14 protein-coding genes are annotated in these 19,438 nt (G+C 35.2%); 11 read left to right on the forward strand and 3 right to left on the reverse strand.

Annotated elements, in window-relative coordinates; all coding sequences use genetic code 11:
- The first annotated feature begins 332 nt into the window (after positions 1-332).
- The 10 genes from Q1A60_RS11265 (at position 333) to Q1A60_RS11310 (ending at position 12,304) form a co-directional block, all read left to right on the forward strand.
- Positions 333-872, forward strand: a complete 540-nt coding sequence (locus Q1A60_RS11265) for a DsrE family protein (protein WP_299765614.1) — start codon at positions 333-335, stop codon at positions 870-872.
- Between the two features lie 55 nt (positions 873-927).
- Positions 928-1,338, forward strand: a complete 411-nt coding sequence (locus Q1A60_RS11270; RefSeq protein ID WP_299765617.1) for a hypothetical protein — start codon at positions 928-930, stop codon at positions 1,336-1,338.
- 70 nt (positions 1,339-1,408) lie between these two features.
- A complete protein-coding gene (locus Q1A60_RS11275; RefSeq protein ID WP_299765619.1) occupies positions 1,409-2,683 on the forward strand; it encodes an amidohydrolase in 1,275 nt (424 codons plus the stop codon).
- A gap of 523 nt (positions 2,684-3,206) precedes the next feature.
- A complete protein-coding gene (locus Q1A60_RS11280) occupies positions 3,207-3,749 on the forward strand; it encodes a DUF4287 domain-containing protein (RefSeq protein WP_299765621.1) in 543 nt (180 codons plus the stop codon).
- Positions 3,750-3,830: 81 nt separating this feature from the next.
- Positions 3,831-5,105, forward strand: a complete 1,275-nt coding sequence (locus Q1A60_RS11285; RefSeq protein WP_299765623.1) for an amidohydrolase — start codon at positions 3,831-3,833, stop codon at positions 5,103-5,105.
- Between the two features lie 786 nt (positions 5,106-5,891).
- Entirely contained in the window at positions 5,892-6,587 is a 696-nt protein-coding gene (locus Q1A60_RS11290) for a hypothetical protein (protein WP_299765625.1), read from the forward strand.
- Positions 6,588-6,635: 48 nt separating this feature from the next.
- Positions 6,636-9,035, forward strand: a complete 2,400-nt coding sequence (locus Q1A60_RS11295; RefSeq protein ID WP_299765627.1) for a DUF2339 domain-containing protein — start codon at positions 6,636-6,638, stop codon at positions 9,033-9,035.
- Positions 9,019-10,251: a DUF3999 family protein gene (locus Q1A60_RS11300; protein ID WP_299765629.1), complete on the forward strand. Its 1,233-nt coding sequence runs from the start codon at positions 9,019-9,021 to the stop codon at positions 10,249-10,251. Before Q1A60_RS11295 ends, Q1A60_RS11300 begins: the two co-directional genes overlap by 17 nt.
- Positions 10,252-10,638: a ribosomal protein L7/L12 gene (locus Q1A60_RS11305; RefSeq protein WP_299765631.1), complete on the forward strand. Its 387-nt coding sequence runs from the start codon at positions 10,252-10,254 to the stop codon at positions 10,636-10,638.
- 85 nt (positions 10,639-10,723) lie between these two features.
- The gene (locus Q1A60_RS11310) at positions 10,724-12,304 is read left to right on the forward strand and encodes an FMN-binding glutamate synthase family protein (protein ID WP_299765633.1); all 1,581 of its coding nucleotides are present in this window, start codon (positions 10,724-10,726) and stop codon (positions 12,302-12,304) included.
- Positions 12,305-12,498: 194 nt separating this feature from the next.
- On the opposite strand, the gene Q1A60_RS11315 is transcribed toward Q1A60_RS11310, so the two are convergent.
- Together Q1A60_RS11315 and Q1A60_RS11320 are read right to left on the reverse strand one after the other, a co-directional pair.
- Positions 12,499-14,313, reverse strand: a complete 1,815-nt coding sequence (locus Q1A60_RS11315) for a hypothetical protein (protein ID WP_299765635.1) — start codon at positions 14,311-14,313, stop codon at positions 12,499-12,501.
- A gap of 264 nt (positions 14,314-14,577) precedes the next feature.
- Positions 14,578-16,362 carry a hypothetical protein gene (locus Q1A60_RS11320; RefSeq protein WP_299765637.1) on the reverse strand — a complete coding sequence of 595 codons (1,785 nt, stop codon included), beginning with the start codon at positions 16,360-16,362 and terminating at the stop codon, positions 14,578-14,580.
- A gap of 274 nt (positions 16,363-16,636) precedes the next feature.
- On the opposite strand from Q1A60_RS11320, the gene Q1A60_RS11325 reads away from it, so the two are divergent.
- Complete coding sequence (locus Q1A60_RS11325) at positions 16,637-17,155, forward strand: hypothetical protein (protein WP_299765640.1); 519 nt, start codon at positions 16,637-16,639, stop codon at positions 17,153-17,155.
- A gap of 98 nt (positions 17,156-17,253) precedes the next feature.
- On the opposite strand, the gene Q1A60_RS11330 is transcribed toward Q1A60_RS11325, so the two are convergent.
- Positions 17,254-19,347 (reverse strand): M1 family metallopeptidase, encoded by a 2,094-nt coding sequence (locus tag Q1A60_RS11330; protein ID WP_299765642.1) that lies wholly within the window; start codon positions 19,345-19,347, stop codon positions 17,254-17,256.
- Between the last annotated feature and the right edge of the window lie 91 nt (positions 19,348-19,438).

Consider the following 19,438-nt stretch of genomic DNA (forward strand, 5'->3'; position numbering starts at 1 on the left):
CTATTTTAAAACCCATACCGTTCGTTTTTATAGCAATTTTTCAACAATGTTTTAATAATAGAGAAGAGATCAGGTTTCAAGTTTCAAGTTTCAAGTTTCAAGTTTCAGGTTTGAAAGTTCAAATAGCGTATTGTTCTATTTTTTAATCGAATTAGAGTAGTACTCTATTTTAAATCACAAACGACGAACGATTAACAATTAACAAATAACCGATAACAGATAACAGATAACCGATAACAGATAACAGATAACAGATAACAAATAACCAATAGCAGATTCCAAATTTCAATTTCAACAAATTATAAAGTATCTTCACGGGGAAGAAATATCCTATGAAGAAATTAGTCGTTATTGTTTGTTTATTCGCTTTCGCGAAAGCGTATACACAGCAACCCACATCACAATCAGGAAATGTCATCCCAGAATTTGGCAGAACCTATGAAGTTCCAAATCCAGATTTTAAAACCAATACTGAATTGGAATTTAAAGCGGTGTTTGATGTCTCCAAAGCACCCGAAGATAAAAGTAAACGCAATCCTTATATCGAAACTATTGCGCGTTTTTTAAACATGCATGAAAAAGCAGGGGTTCCTGTAAAAAATCTACACGTACGTATGGCGATGCACGGACAAGCATCGTATGGATTACTCACAAATGAAGCGTATAAAGAGAAATTTGGCGTAGACAATCCAAATATTGAATTGCTTGAAGCAATTGATAAAGCAGGGGTTGATATCATCTTATGTGGTCAAACAGCTGGTGCTCGTAATATCACCGAAGATCGTAGACTACCACTCACACAAACTGCACTTTCTGCCATGACGATTTTAATACAGTCACAAGGAGAAGGCTATCGGCTGATTGCTTTTTAGAATGCGTGTCTATACTCATATTATAATATACGCTGTAATAGTTTGCTTAGTAACAGTGTCTATTCAAGCACAAGAAACAGATGCAAAACTGTTTACAGTACAATTAGACTCTTCAACTTCTAAAGTTACCTATCATCCAGATTTTATCTTTTGCGAAACGCTATTTGATAGTAGTAAAAAAGTGCAGATACATTACAGCCTATATAAAAAGTCTTTAAAGAAGTTTTATGTAATCGATTCTTGCAAACTTGGGGAATTAGCTGAGTATGATTATGAAATAAGACCAAATAAGAAAGTGTACGGAAGTATGTCTCATTCTATAATACCATGTGTAGCTTATACTAGTGAGGATATGAAAGAAATAACTAGCGAAAAGTATCATTACAAATCGGAAGACATCCAGAAATTCTGCTTAGATTTATTCGATAGAATAGAAATCACTAAAAAAACTATATTTTTAGATTAAATAAACACTCAATAAGATTCTCGATAACATTTATGAGATTCCCATCTTCATGGGAATGAAAACTAAAATTATGAAAAAACTCCTATTACCACTCCTCCTACTCTTTGTAGGAACCACATTTTCGCAAACTAGCTTTGATAAAGATGTTGAAGCTGTAAAAGATAAAGTTATTGAATGGCGTCGTGATTTTCACGAGAATCCAGAGCTTGGAAATCGCGAATTCAAAACTGCCGAGAAAATTGCGAAGCATCTTAAATCACTTGATATCGAAGTACAAACGGGTGTTGCCAAAACGGGTGTTGTGGGTATCCTAAAAGGAAACAACCCTGGAAAAGTAATCGCATTACGCGCAGATATTGATGCGCTTCCTGTAACAGAACGTAATGATTTGGCATTTAAATCGGAAGTAAAAACTACGTTCTTAGGAGCAGAAACGGGCGTGATGCATGCCTGTGGGCACGATACACATACAGCTATTCTTATGGGAGTTGCCGAAGTATTAGCAAAAAACAAAGACAAAATCAACGGAACGGTAAAGTTCATTTTCCAACCGTCAGAAGAAGGACCACCGCCAGGAGAAGAAGGCGGTGCAAAATTGATGGTAAAAGAAGGGGTTCTTGAAAATCCTAAAGTAGATGCCATTTTCGGATTACACATTAATAGCGGAACTCCAGTAAACACCATTCGTTACAAACCTGGAGGAACCATGGCTGCAACAGAACGTTTTGTCGTAAACGTAAAAGGAAAACAAACACATGGGAGTCAGCCGTGGTCTGGTGTGGATCCGATTTATATTTCAGCAAAAATTATAGATGGTTTCCAGAGTATCATTTCGCGAGAAAGCCGATTAACGGATGAGGCTGCAGTGATTACGATTGGAAAAATTACGTCTGGGTTACGTTTTAATATCATTCCTGAAAGTGCAGAGATGATTGGTACCGTACGTACCCTTGATCCTGATATGCGTACAAAAATCATTAAACGTATGGATGAAATGGCGCGTGATATTGCCAAAGCCTATGGTGGTGAAGCGACGATTGATTGGCAAAATATGACCGTAGTTACGTATAATGATCTTGCCTTAACAGATCAAATGCTACCAACACTTCGTAAAGTAGGCGGTACAGAAAACATCAAGTTAACCAAGGCAACAACAGGTGGAGAGGATTTCTCTTTCTTTCAAGAAAAAGTCCCTGGATTCTATTTCTTTTTAGGCGGTATGACGCCAGGAAATACAGAAGCATTTCCTCATCATACCCCAGATTTCTTTATCGACGAATCTGGCTTCCAATTGGGAGTTAAAGCCCTTAGTCAGATGAGTATTGATTATTTGAATGGAAAATGATCCTATGTAATGTATAAATTGGTACGGGTGGTTGTTTTCTGTTTTTTATAAGTTGCGAAGCATAAAAAAGAGAAAACTTTCCGTGTTACTACTATAGTCAGATGTCAATAGACTATCTGAATGGGAAGTGAGAATATGGTGATTTCGATACACTTCGCTCAAAGCGAAGCACTCAATCACCTATAGAAGATACTAATGGTACGGGTGGTTGTTTTCTGTTTTTTATAAGTTGCGAAGCATAAAAAAGAGAAAACTTTCCGTGCTACTCTTATGGTCAGATGCGTATCTGATGAGTTGAATGGGAAGTAAGAATATGGTGATTTCGATACACTTCGCTCAAAACGAAGCACTCAATCACCTATAGTAAGGTACTAATGGAGCGGGTGGCTTTTAAATCATAATCGTATTTTTCAGTACGATTATGATTTAAATTTCACTGCTACTCTTGCTGTCTAATGTCTATTGATTACTTGAATGAAAAATAGAATTTTAATACATTTATAAGACTTCTAAAGACATTCTTATGGACAAAGCACTACAAACCATGATTACTAACATGCCTGAGAAAACAGGAAAATCCTTAGAGCAATGGAAAGCGGTATTGAAAACAAAATCATTTAGTAAGCATTCTGAAGCGGTTAACTTTTTAAAGAAAGAGCATCAAGTAACACACGGTTTTGCTAATACGATTGTTACCTTATCTAAAGAAGAAACTCATACTCCTACAGATCTTGTAGAAGCACAATACAAAGGAAAAGAAAGCTTACTTCCTATCTATGAGCAATTACTCACTGTTGTTAAAAAGTTTGGAGAGGATGTGGTGATCACGCCTAAAAAAACAACCGTAAGTATCATTCGGAAAAAGCAATTTGCATTGATCAAACCTGCTACAAAAACGCGTATTGATCTTGGATTAAAGCTAAAAGAGGTTCCTACAACAGAACGTCTTGAAAACTCGGGACCTTTTGGAACGATGTGTACGCATCGGGTAAAAATCTCTACTACTGATGAAATAGACAACCAACTTATTGACTGGCTGCAGCAAGCCTATCAAAAAGCAGATTAATTAAAGGATATCATATCAATTCCTCCAATTAATTCGTATTTTTCAGTCAAATCAAATTGTTAGATAATTCAAACCATACCTATGAAGTATACAAAAGCACTCCTTGTAAGTGGGATTATTTTGGTGTCCGCTTTCGCGAAAGCGCAATCACTAGAAAAAGAAATTAACGCTGTAGAATCTAAAGTCATTGAGTGGCGTCGTGATTTTCATCAAAATCCTGAATTAGGAAATAGAGAATTCAAAACGGCTGAAAAAATTGCAGCGCATTTAAAATCACTAGGCATCAAAGTACAAACTGGAGTTGCCAAAACTGGGGTTGTCGGGATATTAAAAGGAAAACGTAACGGAAAAGTAGTGGCTTTACGTGCCGATATCGATGCATTACCTGTAGAAGAGCGTGTCGACTTACCGTTTAAATCGACAGCTAAAGGCACATATCGTGGTAATGAAGTTCCTGTGATGCATGCCTGTGGTCATGATACTCATATTGCTATTTTAATGGGCGTAGCTGAAGTGTTAGCAAAAAACAATGACTTCGCAGGAACGGTGAAATTTATCTTCCAACCTGCTGAAGAAGGTGCGCCTCCAGGGGAAGAAGGGGGAGCAGAACTAATGGTAAAAGAAGGAGTTCTCAAAAATCCTGATGTAGATGCCATTTTTGGATTGCATATTGGAGCGGGTCAAGACGTAGGTACCATCGCGTATAAAGCAGGTGGGATTATGGCTGCCTCACAGAGTTTTGAAATTAATGTAAAAGGAAAACAAAGCCACGGATCTACGCCATGGACAAGTATTGATCCTATTATGGCGTCTGTAAAAATAATAGATGGTTTACAAACCATTATTTCCCGTGAGTCACCACTTACACAAGAAGCTGCCGTATTATCGATTGGAAAAATCAATGCAGGTGTGCGTAGTAATATCATTCCAGAAAGTGCACAGATTATTGGAACCCTTCGTACACTAGATTATAATATGCAAGCAATGATTAATAAGCGTATGCAAGAAATGGTACCTGCTATTGCAGCAGCCTATCGTGCAGAAGCAACTATTGATATTGCAAAAGGATATCCTATTACCTATAACCATTTAGATCTTACAGCACAGATGTTACCTTCGATGCAGAAAGCGGCTGGAAAAGACAATGTAAAATTAATCAAAGCGATTACCGGTGCTGAGGACTTTTCATTCTTTCAAAAAGAAGTACCAGGTGTGTATTTCTTCTTAGGAGGAAAAACGCCTGGAGACAAAACAGCAGCACCTCACCATACGCCTGATTTCCACATAGACGAAAGCGGCCTCTTATTAGGTGTTAAAACCTTTGTGCAAATGACTACAGATTATCTTGGAAGTTAAGATGCGGTGAAAGGGTGGTTGTCATTGCTTTTTTGTAAAATGCAGAGCATAAAAAAGGAATGACTTTCCGTTTATATCTTTCGCGCAAATGACTACAGATTATCTTGAAAGTTAATATTTGGTGAAGGGGTAGTTGTCATTGCTTTTTTGTAAAATGCGGAGCACAAAAAAAGAATGACTTTCCGTTTATATCTTTCGCGCAAATGACTACAGATTATCTTGGAAGTTAAGACGCGGTGAAAGGGTGGTTGTCATTGCTTTTTTGTAAAATGCGGAGCATAAAAAAGGAATGACTTTCCGTTTATATCTTTCGCGCAAATGACTACAGATTATCTTGGAAGTTAATATCTGGTGAAGGTGTGGTTGTTTAAGAAATTGCGTAATTTTTCTTTACGTAATTTCTCAAACTTTCCGTTCTTACCTGCCTTGTTCAAGTGATGACGGAATTTCGATATACTTCGCTTTAAGTAAAACAGCTAATTACCTTTAATTAGGTACATCTTAAAAGATGTACATCCTTTTACTTGTTAATAAACCTAAAAAAACTACAGCTTTTCATTAACACTTAATGAGCTTAACAAACTACCTCTATTCCTTCTCCTTTGGGAAAAGGTTAGGATGAGGGGTTTTCACATAAAAACCTCACCTTAATCCTCTCCCAAAGGGAGAGAAAAACGCAACACATTGACTATCTTTTGTTTAGATTACTTTTATAACGTTTATTATATTGAACTCATATTATTTACAGTATATTTAGTCTTTGTATCGTTACATGTAAACTAAAAAATGAGAATAATAAAAAACATTCTTTTTCTTATTTTAATATTCATTATTCCGAGTTGCTACGCACAAAAAGAAATAAAAGGATATTATTATCAAATCGGAAAAAAGAAAGAAGTCAGCGTTTATAAATACGTTGATAAAAACAATTCGAAGAATATTGAATATTGGAAAGTCACTACTGATCCAAAAACAAATACCATTCTAACAGAATCGTATACAACTGATTTTAGACTTTATAATATTTTTGAGGAACAATTAAACACTAAAGGAGCAGAGGTTATTAGGTATGCTGACTTTGAACAAAGTGATGACGGACAAAATATTCGCGTTAATGGAATAATAGTAGATAAAAATGTCTATAAATGGGTAGATCATAATAAATACAAGTACTCCATAAAGTATAAAAGCCCTAGATATGGAAATGGACAAATGATAAAAGAACGTACAAAAAATAAATTTGAAAATATTGAAGTATACGGAACTAAATATGCAACGGTAAAGTTTATGGATGAGTACGAAATCAAATATCTTGAAAATGGTCAAAACTATGATTTCTATCAATTTACGTATTACGCAAAAGGTATTGGAATGGTAAAATACCAGAGATACCATCCTAATGGAACAACCATCGAATTAGAATTAAAGGATATCTTGACTGAAAAAGAGTTTCATGACATAAGTAAAAAAATTAGCAGGTAATAAGCATAAAATACAACCCGAAGTGAGCCCATCATTACACTATACATTATGACAGAAAACCAGCATAAGATCAATCAGCTATTTAGTGCCGTAGAACGACTACTAAAGAAACAAGAATCTATCTCTAGTGATATTACTTTATTACGTAATGAAATACAGAAAATACAAGATGACGAATTAAAAAATGAAGTTAGACAAGAGTTTCGTCAGGAAAAAGAACAACCAATCACCCCTCCTATTCCTGAAACTAGCCCCATTAAAGACCCAGAAGTTATTACACCGCCTTCTGCTACTCCAATTACATCTTTTGAAGAACAAAAAATTAAAGAGGTTGTCACGCCTACCAAAACAACGTCTCGTAAAAAAACACCTAAATCTAAAAACGAATTAGAGAAATTTATAGGGGAGAACTTAATTAATAAGATTGGTATTGCGATTACCGTTATTGGCGTTGCCTTAGGTACAAAGTACTCTATAGAAAATGATTTAGTGAGTCCGCTTACTCGAATTATTTTAGGCTATCTAGCAGGTATAGGTCTTTTAGGGTTTGGTATTAAACTTAAGAAAAAATATGAAAGCTACAGTGCTGTACTGGTAAGTGGTGCTATTGCTATTATGTATTTCATTACATTTTCTGCGTATAACTTTTATGAGCTTATTCCGCAAACCATAGCATTTGGATTGATGGTGATATTTACTATTTTCAGTGTCATTGCTGCCATAAATTACAACAAACAAATCATAGCACATATTGGTTTAGTGGGCGCCTATGCCATTCCGTTTTTATTGAGTGATGGTTCTGGAAGAGTGGCTGTACTTCTTAGTTATATGGCTATTATTAATATTGGGATTCTAATTATTTCTTTTAAGAAATATTGGAAACCTTTATACTATTCTTCCTTCGGACTCACATGGCTTATTTTTCTCATTTGGTTTGCTACAGACTATAGACAGGATGAACACTTTAGCTTAGCACTTATGTTTGTCACTATCTTTTTTGTGACTTTTTATCTTACATTTTTAGCCTATAAGCTTATCAAAAATGAGAAGTTCGGTCTTGAGAATATTGTACTACTACTCCTTAATTCCTTTGTTTTTTATGGTGTGGGATACGCTATTTTGGAAGGCCATGATACAGGGAAAGAGTTAGTAGGTCTATTTACACTTGGTAATGCCGTAATTCACTTTATAGTGAGTGCTATTATCTATCGTAAAAAACTTGCAGATAAGAATCTATTCTATCTTGTAGCTGGTTTAGTGCTTGTATTTATTACTATTACCATCCCTGTACAGTTAGATGGAAATTGGGTGACTTTATTATGGGCTACCGAGGCGGTATTATTATTTTGGATTGGGAGAACAAAACAGATCTCTGTTTATGAAAAGCTATCCTACATTGTGATGGGAATTGCTTTCCTAAGCCTTATTCATGATTGGGGGAATGCATATGATTTCTATGAATATCTGGGAACTAAAATTACACCAATCATTAATATTCACTTTTTAACATCGTTATTAGTTATTGGCGCATTTGGAGTTATTCAATATTTAAACGGTAACAAAAAATATACCCCTGCATTTGGTGCTGAAAATCAGCTTTCAAAAATCATTTCATTCGTAATTCCATCGGTTCTTATTTTACTTAGTTATTTAGCGGTTCGTTTAGAAATTTCTAATTATTGGGATCAATTATTTAGAGATTCTATGATTGCTTCACCTGAAAATAGTACTGGATATTCAGAAGATTACTCAAACTATAGCTTACGCAACTTTGGAATTATTTGGATCATTAATTACTCCTTACTATTTTTTGCTATTCTTGCTTTTCTTAACCTCAAGAAGATTAAAAGTAAACCACTTGCGTATATCAGTCTCGGTCTAATGACGCTAATGCTTTTTGGTTTTCTATTTCGCGGACTTTATGAATTAAGTGAACTTAGAGAGACCTATCTCGATCAGACATTATCAGAATACTATCCAAGAGGATTATTTTATATAGGTATACGCTACGTATCCTTTGTATTTGTAGCGATCACACTTTACGTATGCTATACCATCACACGACAAGAATTTGTACAGAAAAAACTCCATATACCATTTGATATCCTATTACATATATCCATACTTTGGATTGCAAGTAGTGAATTAATCCATTGGATGGATATAGGTGAGTCTGAACAATCGTATAAACTTGGATTAAGTATCCTTTGGGGTATTTATGCTTTATTATTGATTGGATTAGGTATCTGGAAAAAGAAACAATACCTACGTATTATGGGCTTTGTTTTATTTGCTATTACACTCATAAAATTATTTGTATATGATATTGCACATCTCAATACCATTTCAAAAACCATTGTTTTTGTATCCTTAGGGGTGTTGCTACTCATCATTTCATTTTTATATAACAAATACAAAAACAGTATTGCTAATGAAACTGCAGACTAACATCATTATTACGTTACTCCTATTTTCTATTTCATACTCCTATGGACAAATGCAGTCTTATGAGTATAAACGTGAGGTAAAAGGTATTCAGGATCAATGGCATAAAGTCGTACTACCAGAAACCATGTTTGGTACGCTTTCGCGAAAGCTAACTGATATCAGACTCTACGGGATTACTAAGGGTAACGATACCATCGAAGCACCTTACATACTACAAAAATCCAAAGATCATACGGTTACTAAAGATGTTGAATTTACTATTATAAATACCTCTCATAATAATGATGGCTATTTTTACACATTTGAAGTTCTTTCAGAAACAGCTATCAATCAAATAAATTTGGATTTTGGGCAACAAAACTATGACTGGCAGCTTACCTTAGAAGGGAGTCAAAATCAGCAAGAATGGTTTACTATTACTGAAAAATATCGAATCGTTTCGATCAAAAATGAGCTTACAGATTTCACGTTTAATACATTGAGTTTTCCTAGTGCAAAATATACTTATTTCAGACTACGCGTAAGTTCAAAAGTAGCACCTGACTTACAAAAAGTGAGTATTTCACAACAAGATACAGAACAAGGTACTTTAAAAAAATATGGTATTACATCGCAAAAATTACTAGAAAATAAGCAAGCCAAACAAACAGAAATCAGTATCGAATTACAACATGCAGTTCCTATTAGCTACGTAAAAATAACGCCTACTGAATCGTTTGATTATTACAGACCTGTCACCATAAAATATCTAGCAGATAGTGTACACACAGAACAAGGATGGAAATATAGCTATCGCACATTAACCTCTGGGGTGTTAAATTCTAAAGGAAAGAACGAATTTAAAGCAAGTAGTACAACGCTTAAAAAGCTAAAAATACTGGTACACAATCAAGACAATCAACCGCTTGATATTGGTACTATTCAAATAAAAGGATATACCCACGAACTCATTGCTCGTTTTACAGAACCTGCTACCTATTTCTTAACGTATGGAAATAAAAATGCAAGACGTCCTACCTATGATATTCAGAAATTTCAAGAAAACATTCCTACCTCACTGACGGCATTGGTTCTTGATGAGGAGCAAGCTATTCAAAAAGACACCACTCCTTCAACAGCGCCATTGTTTGAAAATGAACTATGGCTTTGGGGAATTATGGGACTCCTTATTCTGATTCTAGGTGGTTTTTCTTTAAAAATGATAAAGCAGAAGTAAATGAGTAACGCCGATATGAGTATATCTATAAATAACATACGTATCAATAAAACCGAAATTCTTTCTCTTATTAATAGTCAGAAGAAATTATCCGCTATAAAACGAGTAAGAGAGCAATTGCACGTCGGTTTAAAGGAAGCTAAAGATATTGTAGATCATCTAGATGAAGATCCTAATTATTATGATGGTAAAAACCATATGATTGATATGATTCCTAGAGAATTATTTAACGATTCTAATAGCATAAAAACTTCTCAAACGGTAAAGAGTCATCAACAAAAAAGAACTCCATTTATAGAAAGAAGAAAAACAGGCTTTAAAACCTACATCATCTTATTTTTAATTGGTTGTATTATCATATTGACTTACTTATACATAACTAAATAGGTAAAATAGATCTATAAGGAATCTTCTCATATTTTTTTGAACTTCTCATAGACCATCGTATTTTTAAGAAAAATTACATTCATATATGGATACTGTTTTAGACTTTTTAGGCAATATTGCATGGTGGGGTTGGATACTTATCATCTTTGCCATTATAGCATTACGTGATATTTTTCAGCGTAGGCATACCATAAGCCATAACTTTCCTATTGTAGGACACATACGCTATATGCTAGAAAGTATAGGGCCAGAAATGCGTCAGTATTTTGTTGCAAACAATAGAGAAGAACTTCCCTTTAATCGTATTGAAAGAGGGTGGATTTACGCTTCCGCGAAAAAAGAAAACAATTACGAAGGCTTCGGAACCGATAGAGATATCTACGCGCATCAGCATATATTTATTAATAATGCGATGATGCCTTATAAAATAGATGACAATCATCCCAATAAGAAAGATAAAACCTTTTTACCGTGCGCAAAGGTAATTGGTACATATCACAAGCGTAAAAGACCGTACCGCCCAGCTTCTATAATCAATGTAAGTGCGATGAGTTTTGGTTCATTGAGTGCAAAAGCTATAGACTCTTTAAATAGGGGTGTAAAAATTGCAGGTGCTTATCATAATACCGGAGAAGGAGGGCTTTCTCCTTATCACAGTAATGGTGGAGATGTGGTATTCCATTTTGGAACAGGATATTTTGGTGTACGCGCAGCAGATGGTGGTTTCTCTATGGAAAAGATGGTACAACTTGTAAAAGACAATCCTTTTATACGTGCCATTGAAGTAAAACTCTCACAAGGAGCAAAACCAGGAAAGGGAGGTGTTTTACCAGGTGCTAAAATCACACCTGAAATTGCAAAAATACGTGGCGTCGAAGTAGGAAAAGATGTACTCTCCCCTCCTACGCACAAAGCCTTTTCTAATGTTCCTGAAATGGTTGATTTTATAGAAGAAATTGCCGAAGCTACAGGGCTGCCTGTAGGTATTAAAGCAGCTATAGGAAAACTAGAGCAATGGGAAGAGCTTGCAGATATCATGGTAGCAACAGGAAAAGGTCCTGATTTCATTACTGTAGATGGTGGTGAAGGGGGTACTGGTGCTGCACCGCCTAGTTTTGCCGATCACGTATCACTTCCTTGGGTCTATGGGTTTAGTGACTTATATCGCTTATTCCAACAAAAAGGACTCTCAGAACAAATTGTATTTATAGGAAGTGGAAAATTAGGATTTCCAGCAAAAGCAGCTATGGCTTTTTCTATGGGTGTAGATTGTATTAATGTAGCGCGTGAAGCCATGATGAGTATCGGATGTATTCAAGCGCAAATATGTCATACCAATCGATGTCCGGCAGGAGTAGCCACACAAAGCAAATGGCTACAAAACGGAATTAATGTACCACTCAAATCGGATAGGCTTGCACAATACTTTAAAACATTTAGAAAAGAATTTATCGAAATTACGCATGCAGCAGGATATGAACATCCTTGTCAGTTTAAGATGAGTGATATTGAGATCAATTTAAATGATAACAAAATCTCATCAGAGTTAGATAAAACTTATTGTTATGATAAAACACCCGTTCCATTTAACGGTATGCAAGAATTATACGACTGTCAGTATTTAGGCGGACAGAACAAAGCAGAAATGGAGAAAGCACACGAATAATGAATAGGCCTCTTTATACGCTCCTATCTACCGGCAGGCAAGTTTGCGAAATCGAGCTTGCGAGATTCACGACCAGAGGGAGAATAAAATGGTAAAGCGTATTTAAGAGATTCATAACTTTAAGGAGAAAGAATAGGTAAAGCATAAAAAACCCACTCAATACGAGTGGGTTTTTACATTTATAATGTTATTCGTTAATCTCTAATGACATGCATTGATCCGCTTATAGGTTGTATCATTGCTGAATTATCAGAATAAGTACCTGAGAAAGTGATGTCAATATAATCGCCTACGGCTCCAAAAGCATTTAATTGAAATGTAATATTGATAGGCGCATTATAGTCTATATCAATTTGAGATAGTACTTCATACATTTCCATTTCAAAAGAACCCGGAGGTGCCTGTTGTCCATTACCCCAAGTATACGTTCCTACCGCAGTATCTGAACTACTTATATAGAAAAATTCATTTCCGTTACTTGCATTCACACTAAAGTTATTCCCGTTATCATAGGTATTTATAGGTGATGTTAAGAAATGCTGCACCCCTTCTGCTTCCCATTCTATGTATTCTGATACCGCATTACAAGAAGTGATCGTTCCTAATGTTGTTGTAGGTGGTGTAAATGTATAATTAATCACACCGCTTGATTGCTGATTTACAATATCTACTGCTTCTAGTGTAAAGACATTACTCGCTGGACAACTAATTAAGTTGATGTCAAACGTTCCAGCGGTTACAGGCTCATAAAATATACTCCCGCCATAATTTAATACTACATATCCATCTGTAATTGGATTATTAGAACAATCATTAAAGTTCCCTATTACTTGTTGTGATGTTGATGATCCAGGATTTACACTAACTGGTCCATACGTAGTTGGTCCGGCAAAAGGTCCTATCACATCTGAAAATATTGGGTTCCCACATAAATCTACGACTTCAATTGTCATGGTTAATCCAGAAGGTACTTTTCCACATACTTGTCCGTTTTGATCTGTCACTCCAGATCTTGGATACGGTGTATTTGGGCTTGTAATGGTTACCGTTGTGTTTGCTAAAGGATTTCCGTTATCATCTAATACCGTTGTACAAAAATCGACTACAGGAAAGGGTGCATCACAATTCCAAAAAGAGAAGTGAGAAACCTGTCCTACATACTCATTACCTTGTAATACAGCTTCACCATCTTCTATCCAGTATCCTAATTCATCATCAAAACTCCATAACGGAATCGTCGTTGGCGCTACACCTTGCAATGCTGGATCTAAAGGAAAACGTAATTCTGCTGGATTATTAGGGTCTATATTCAGTTCGTTTCCACTTGCATCACGTAATTCTACTGAGATCATCCCAAACGTTTCAAGATACACCTCATCACCTGTAATATCTTCTGCATATAACATACCTGGCATCACAGCATCTAAATCGTCTGATGCAGGATCTAAGTAATCAAGAATTACATCTACAGTACCCGAATATGGGTTTCCATTTTCATCAATATAATCTCCAGGCAAAGCGACACTTGTTCCGTTCCCTAATTGTACCGTTTCTGGTGCACCACTGTTTACGGTAGCAGTTACATCTGCACTAAGTAACATTATTTTTACACGGTTGATCCCATCAGTAGGACGCATAGCTCTACCACTCGTCACATATCCTGAAGCTGTTACTCGCAAATAAGCAAACTGTTCATTTACCGATGCGTTCTGTGCAGAAAAAATTCCGTTATCATCTGTAAATACTGTTTGGGCTCCCACCTTTACAAGTGCTCCTTGTATGGCATTATTATTCTCATCTACGACTTGTCCAAAAAAGTCTCGGTTGACGACACTTCCAAAAAACTGATCTAGATTTCCTGTGTTATTTGTATCGTTATCATCATCTACAATCACAGTATCATCAGGAATGTCTGAATTATCATCTGTAAAATTATCATCACGTTCACAAGAAGTAAAAATGAATGTGAAGGCAATTACTATCATGGTTAAAATTCTAAGCGTTTTCATAATTAAAAGTTTTGTTGTTACATCCTCATATCAACAGCCTTGAAATTTTGTTACCCCTACAATTAATTTTTTTTCAAAATAATATTAGAATGAAAAAATATTCTCCCATAATTTATGTTCCTAAATACGCTATCGCGAAATCAAGCCTGCGAGATTCACGACCAATAGGGAGAGCCTAGTGTTAAAGTATATAAAACAAAAACACCACTTGTATAAAGTGGCGTTTCTATTAAGTCAATTTATTTTAAATATGTACTTATTTTATTAATTATCTCTAATTACCTGCACTTCTCCAACAACAGATTTTAATTCTCCATCAGTATTTATATATTCTCCACTAAATTGAAGATCTATATATTCACCTACCTCTCCAAACGCTGTCAATTCAAAAACAAGTGTATTAGGCTCTGAAAGATTAACTTCTAAATTTTCTAAATAGACTTCCATAGGACCTAAATTACCTAAAAAAGAAAAAGTATATGTACCTAATTCTTGACCTGAACTAATAAAATAAAAATCATTATGTCCCGTAATTGAACCAAATATATTATAACCTCCACTAGTTTGATCTATACTTGCATCAATATTAAAAGGTATATATATAAGCTCTTCACCAGAAATGGTATAGGAAATAAACTCTTGAGATGGAGTACATGCTTGTACAGTTCCTATATCGGTTATGGGTAATGTAATAGTTTCACTTAGTACTCCAGAAGATGATAATGCATCTACATCTATGATCTCGTATGAAAAAATGTTCAAAAAAGAGCAATTAAGAATTACTTCCTGAATCATTCCATTACTAATAGGTATATATTGGGTTTCGTCTTCTAAATACATTTTCATATATCCATTTGTAACAAGTTCTTGATTACAATTTAGCACAGTGCCTGCTAATGAAAAAATATTATTATCATCTACTTCTAGGGGTATCATAACATCAATAGTAGTGTCTTGATTAAAAGGACCTATGCTATTTTCATAAATGATATTTTCGCAATGATCTTTTACAGAGAGATCAAGTGAAAATCCTGCTGGTACTTTACCACATACTTCACCATTTTCATCTGTAACTCCCTGTCTTGTTTCTGAACTATTAGATGATGATAAAATAACAGTAATATTAGTTATTGGGTTTCCATTTTCATTAGTTAAGCGTATACAAAAATCAACCACACGAAAAGGAGCATCACAATTCCAAAAAGAAAAATGAGTCACCTGAGCTATATACGAAGCTCCATTAAATACAGCATTTCCCTCTTCTATCCAATAGCCAGCGTCTTCGTCAAAACTCCAAAGCGGAATAATACCTGGCGCTGAATTACGAATACTAGGAGGAACAGGGAACGTAATTTCAGCTGGACTATTAGGATCGATATTGAGTTTCTCTCCGCCGCCACGTAACTCTACAGAAATCATTCCATACGTTTCAAGAGCTGCTTCATCTCCTTGTACATCTTGACCATATAACATTCCTGGCATCATCGCATTAATATCAGGATCTAAAGGGTCTAAGTAATTTGCAATGACCTTCACCTCACCTGTATACGGGTTTCCATTAGCATCTATATAAGCACCACTAAATAATATTGATGCTCCATTAGGTAAAGTTACTTGTGCTTCTTCTCCACTTTGAATAGTTATGTTAGAAAAATCACTAAACAACATAATCTTTACACGATTTACACCTTCCGATGGGCGTAAAGATCGTCCACTCGTTACATATCCTAAAGCACTTGCTTTTAAATAACTAAACTTCTCATGTGTCGGTACATCTCGTAATGAAAAGATCCCATTACTATCGGTTCGTACTTGTTGATCTCCTATTTCTATTAATGCACCAATAATTGGATGATGATCTGTATCTACCACTTCACCAAAAAAACTCCGTGTGACTTCTTGTCCAAAAAACTGATCTAGATCTGCCGTTGTATTAAATACACTATCTGGTAAAGGACCATTTTGAGGAACTGTGTCGTCAAGTTCACAACTAAAGCTGATAAGACTTAAAATGATAATAAAAAAATATGATTTATAAAGTGTTTGCATATGATTGGGATTTACTATTTCGTGAAGAAATAAGAATTGATAGTATCTCGTTATGTAATACATTTTTTCTTACTCCAGATTGTAAGATTTGTATTATACTCATAAGACTTTCGAAATTATCAAGGGTTGCGTTTATTCAAAAAATATTTTTTCTAAATCAAAAAATCATATCCTCTTATCAAAAAAATTACGTCTTAATAAAACAAAGCGTATGCACTAACGTTGTAAAACTGTTATAAATCATTTACATTAGTCATCCCAAATTTGCATACCCATGGAACAAAACATAGTTAACCTTGCTTTTAATTTACTCCCTGCTCTTATTGTTGCTGGTATTTCATATTACTTTTTTAGTCAGTATACTAAAAGTGAAGATGGAAGAAGACGCTTTCTTTTACACAAAGCAAATCAGGCATCTGCATTGCCTCAGAAACTACAGGCATACGAACGCTTAACCTTATTCTTAGAGCGTATTTCTCCAGGAAGTCTCCTTATACGTGTAAAACCATATAGTGATGATAAAAACGAGTATGAATCTCTTTTACTTCGTAATATAGAACAAGAGTTTGAGCATAACTTAGCGCAACAGATTTATGTAACAGAAGAGTGTTGGAATGTAGTACGTACAGCAAAGAATGCAACGATTTCTATCATTCGCAAAACCAACATGAGTGGTAAAATAGATAATAGTGATAAACTTCGCGAGACTATTTTACAAGACCTTATGGATAATCAAGCGCCTAGCGAAGCTGGAATTACCTATATCAAAAGAGAAGTGGCTGAACTTATTTAAATAAAAAAAAGAAAAGAGAGTATAGAATATAGATCGCTACGCTTTTAGACTTATATATTTACAATTCAACGATTTAGGACTTAGGACTTAGGACTATATCACAAATTTACACGTTCTAAATAGGCAAGCTCTTTCTTAGAAAGCAACGGCCTCACACTTTCCATAATGTCTTTGATACGATCTTCTTTACTGAGTTGATTTAAAAGCGCCCGTGAGCTTTCTCTAAATCGCCAGTTATGATGTGTACATGCTTCCACTAAATTTTTAAGACTTGTACGATCAAATGATTGTATTTGGGTTAAGAACTGAAAGGCATTTTCACGTAATTGAAAGGGATGCTCTTCGCCTGTATACGAAACCAATTCATCATATCGGGCGCCTGCCTCATCACTTTTATACCCTTGTGTTGCTAAACTTAATGTCAACCATAACGTACGGATATTTCCATCTGAAAAACCAAACTGTCCGTCCATTTGATTCAATACTTCTTTTTGTTTTTTAAAGTTAGTAGTTGCGCGATATAGTAACCATAATTTTAAAAATGCTTGCTCTCTCGTTACATAACTATCATCTCGTAAAAAGCTTTCAAATTGATACACCAAAGGCTGTGGAATTTGTTCTACAGAGGTAGCAATTGCCTGTCGTATTAATGTATTTTTACTCGTAAACGCTTGTTTATACAATCCGATGCTCTGTTGTAAATTGGTTCCTGCAAGTTGATATACAGCCTCCTGCCCTAAATAATCATTTGGGAGTTTTAAGATATTATCTAGCTGTCGTATCTTATCTTTCAACGCTACTGGACGTAATGCTTGTAACTCAAAATACGATCGCATAAATGACGATTTTTTTAGAGATTCTAAGGCTTCAGCTGCTTGAAAAGCACTTTGGTATAGCCAGCCCTTTTTATATTCCGTTAGTTCTTGTCCATACGCAGCTTCCACCTCGTTCATAAAGTCATCGGTGGTTACATTTTTATATTGGTAGGTTTCAAGATATTTTTTAACCGCTTTCGCGAAAGCGTACTCCCCTACCGTCTCTTTTAAAATATGCAAGGCCCAGGCTCCTTTTTGATAGTAGGTCAAACTACTGCCACCAGCCGCTACCAATTTTTGACCTTTTCCTTGATCGCTTAACTCCCGCAATTGCTCTGCCGATTCGTATAACTTATAATAGAAATAATCATCTCCAAATACTTCGCGTTCGGCGAGTAAGGCATAATACGTAGCAAATCCTTCTTGAAGCCAATGGTGTTCACTTTTTGTAGCTGTCACCAAATCTCCAAACCACTGATGGGCGAGCTCATGCGCATTTACATTGACATAATTACGATCTGTAAATCCGATGCTATCTACTACAAAACTATCGGAGAAAATAGTGGTTCCCGTATTTTCCATGCCTGCATATAGAAAGTCTTTTACAGGAACTTGTTTATAATTTTGCCAAGGATAGGGTACGCCTATTTTCTTTTCAAAAAAATCAAAAATCTTTTTAGAATAGCGATACGTAGATTCCGCTAATAGTGCATCTTCTGGATAATAATAAAATTCTAAAGGTATGCCTGAAGTAGATGGGAAACTTGTTTTTTGATAATCTCCTATGGCAAGCGCTACTAAATAACTAGACATCGGTTTTTTCATATCAAAACTCCAAACGATATTACTACCAAGGGTTTCCTTTTTAATCATTTTTCCATTAGTAATCACTTGATAGGCTGAAGGGGCAATCACTGAAATATCAAATTCTATTTTATCATTTACATCATCTATACTAGGCAACCAATGCGAGGTATACTTCCCTTGTCCTTGTGTCCACACTTGATCTTTTTCGTTAGTATTGACAAAGTACATCGTTTGTTTAGGGGTAGCTGTATACTCAAACTGTACGGTATATTTTTTAGATGCTTTAAAATTTCCTTTAAACAGAATATGGTCCTTTTCTGCTAGTACCTCAGCGATATCAGAACTATCGGTCACTGTCATTTTTTTGGCATCTAGACGTACTTCGCTTACATTTTCAAAAGGCTGAAAACTCACCCATATTTGACCTTTTATACTTTTGGTTTCAAACTGAGGTGTTAAAACAGCACGAATACTTTGTATATCGACTGTCGCTGTTTGTGGTGCTATTTCTTGCGTATACGCTTTCGCGAAAGCGAACACAGCAATCATAAAAGAAATAAAATACTTCATGAAAGTAAAAATACAATTATCTCATTGTATACACGATATCAAAAATCCATACTATGTATATTTTCACAAGAATTTAATACATCTACCACAT

The organism is uncultured Dokdonia sp. (assembly GCF_947492535.1).
Lineage (GTDB): Bacteria > Bacteroidota > Bacteroidia > Flavobacteriales > Flavobacteriaceae > Dokdonia.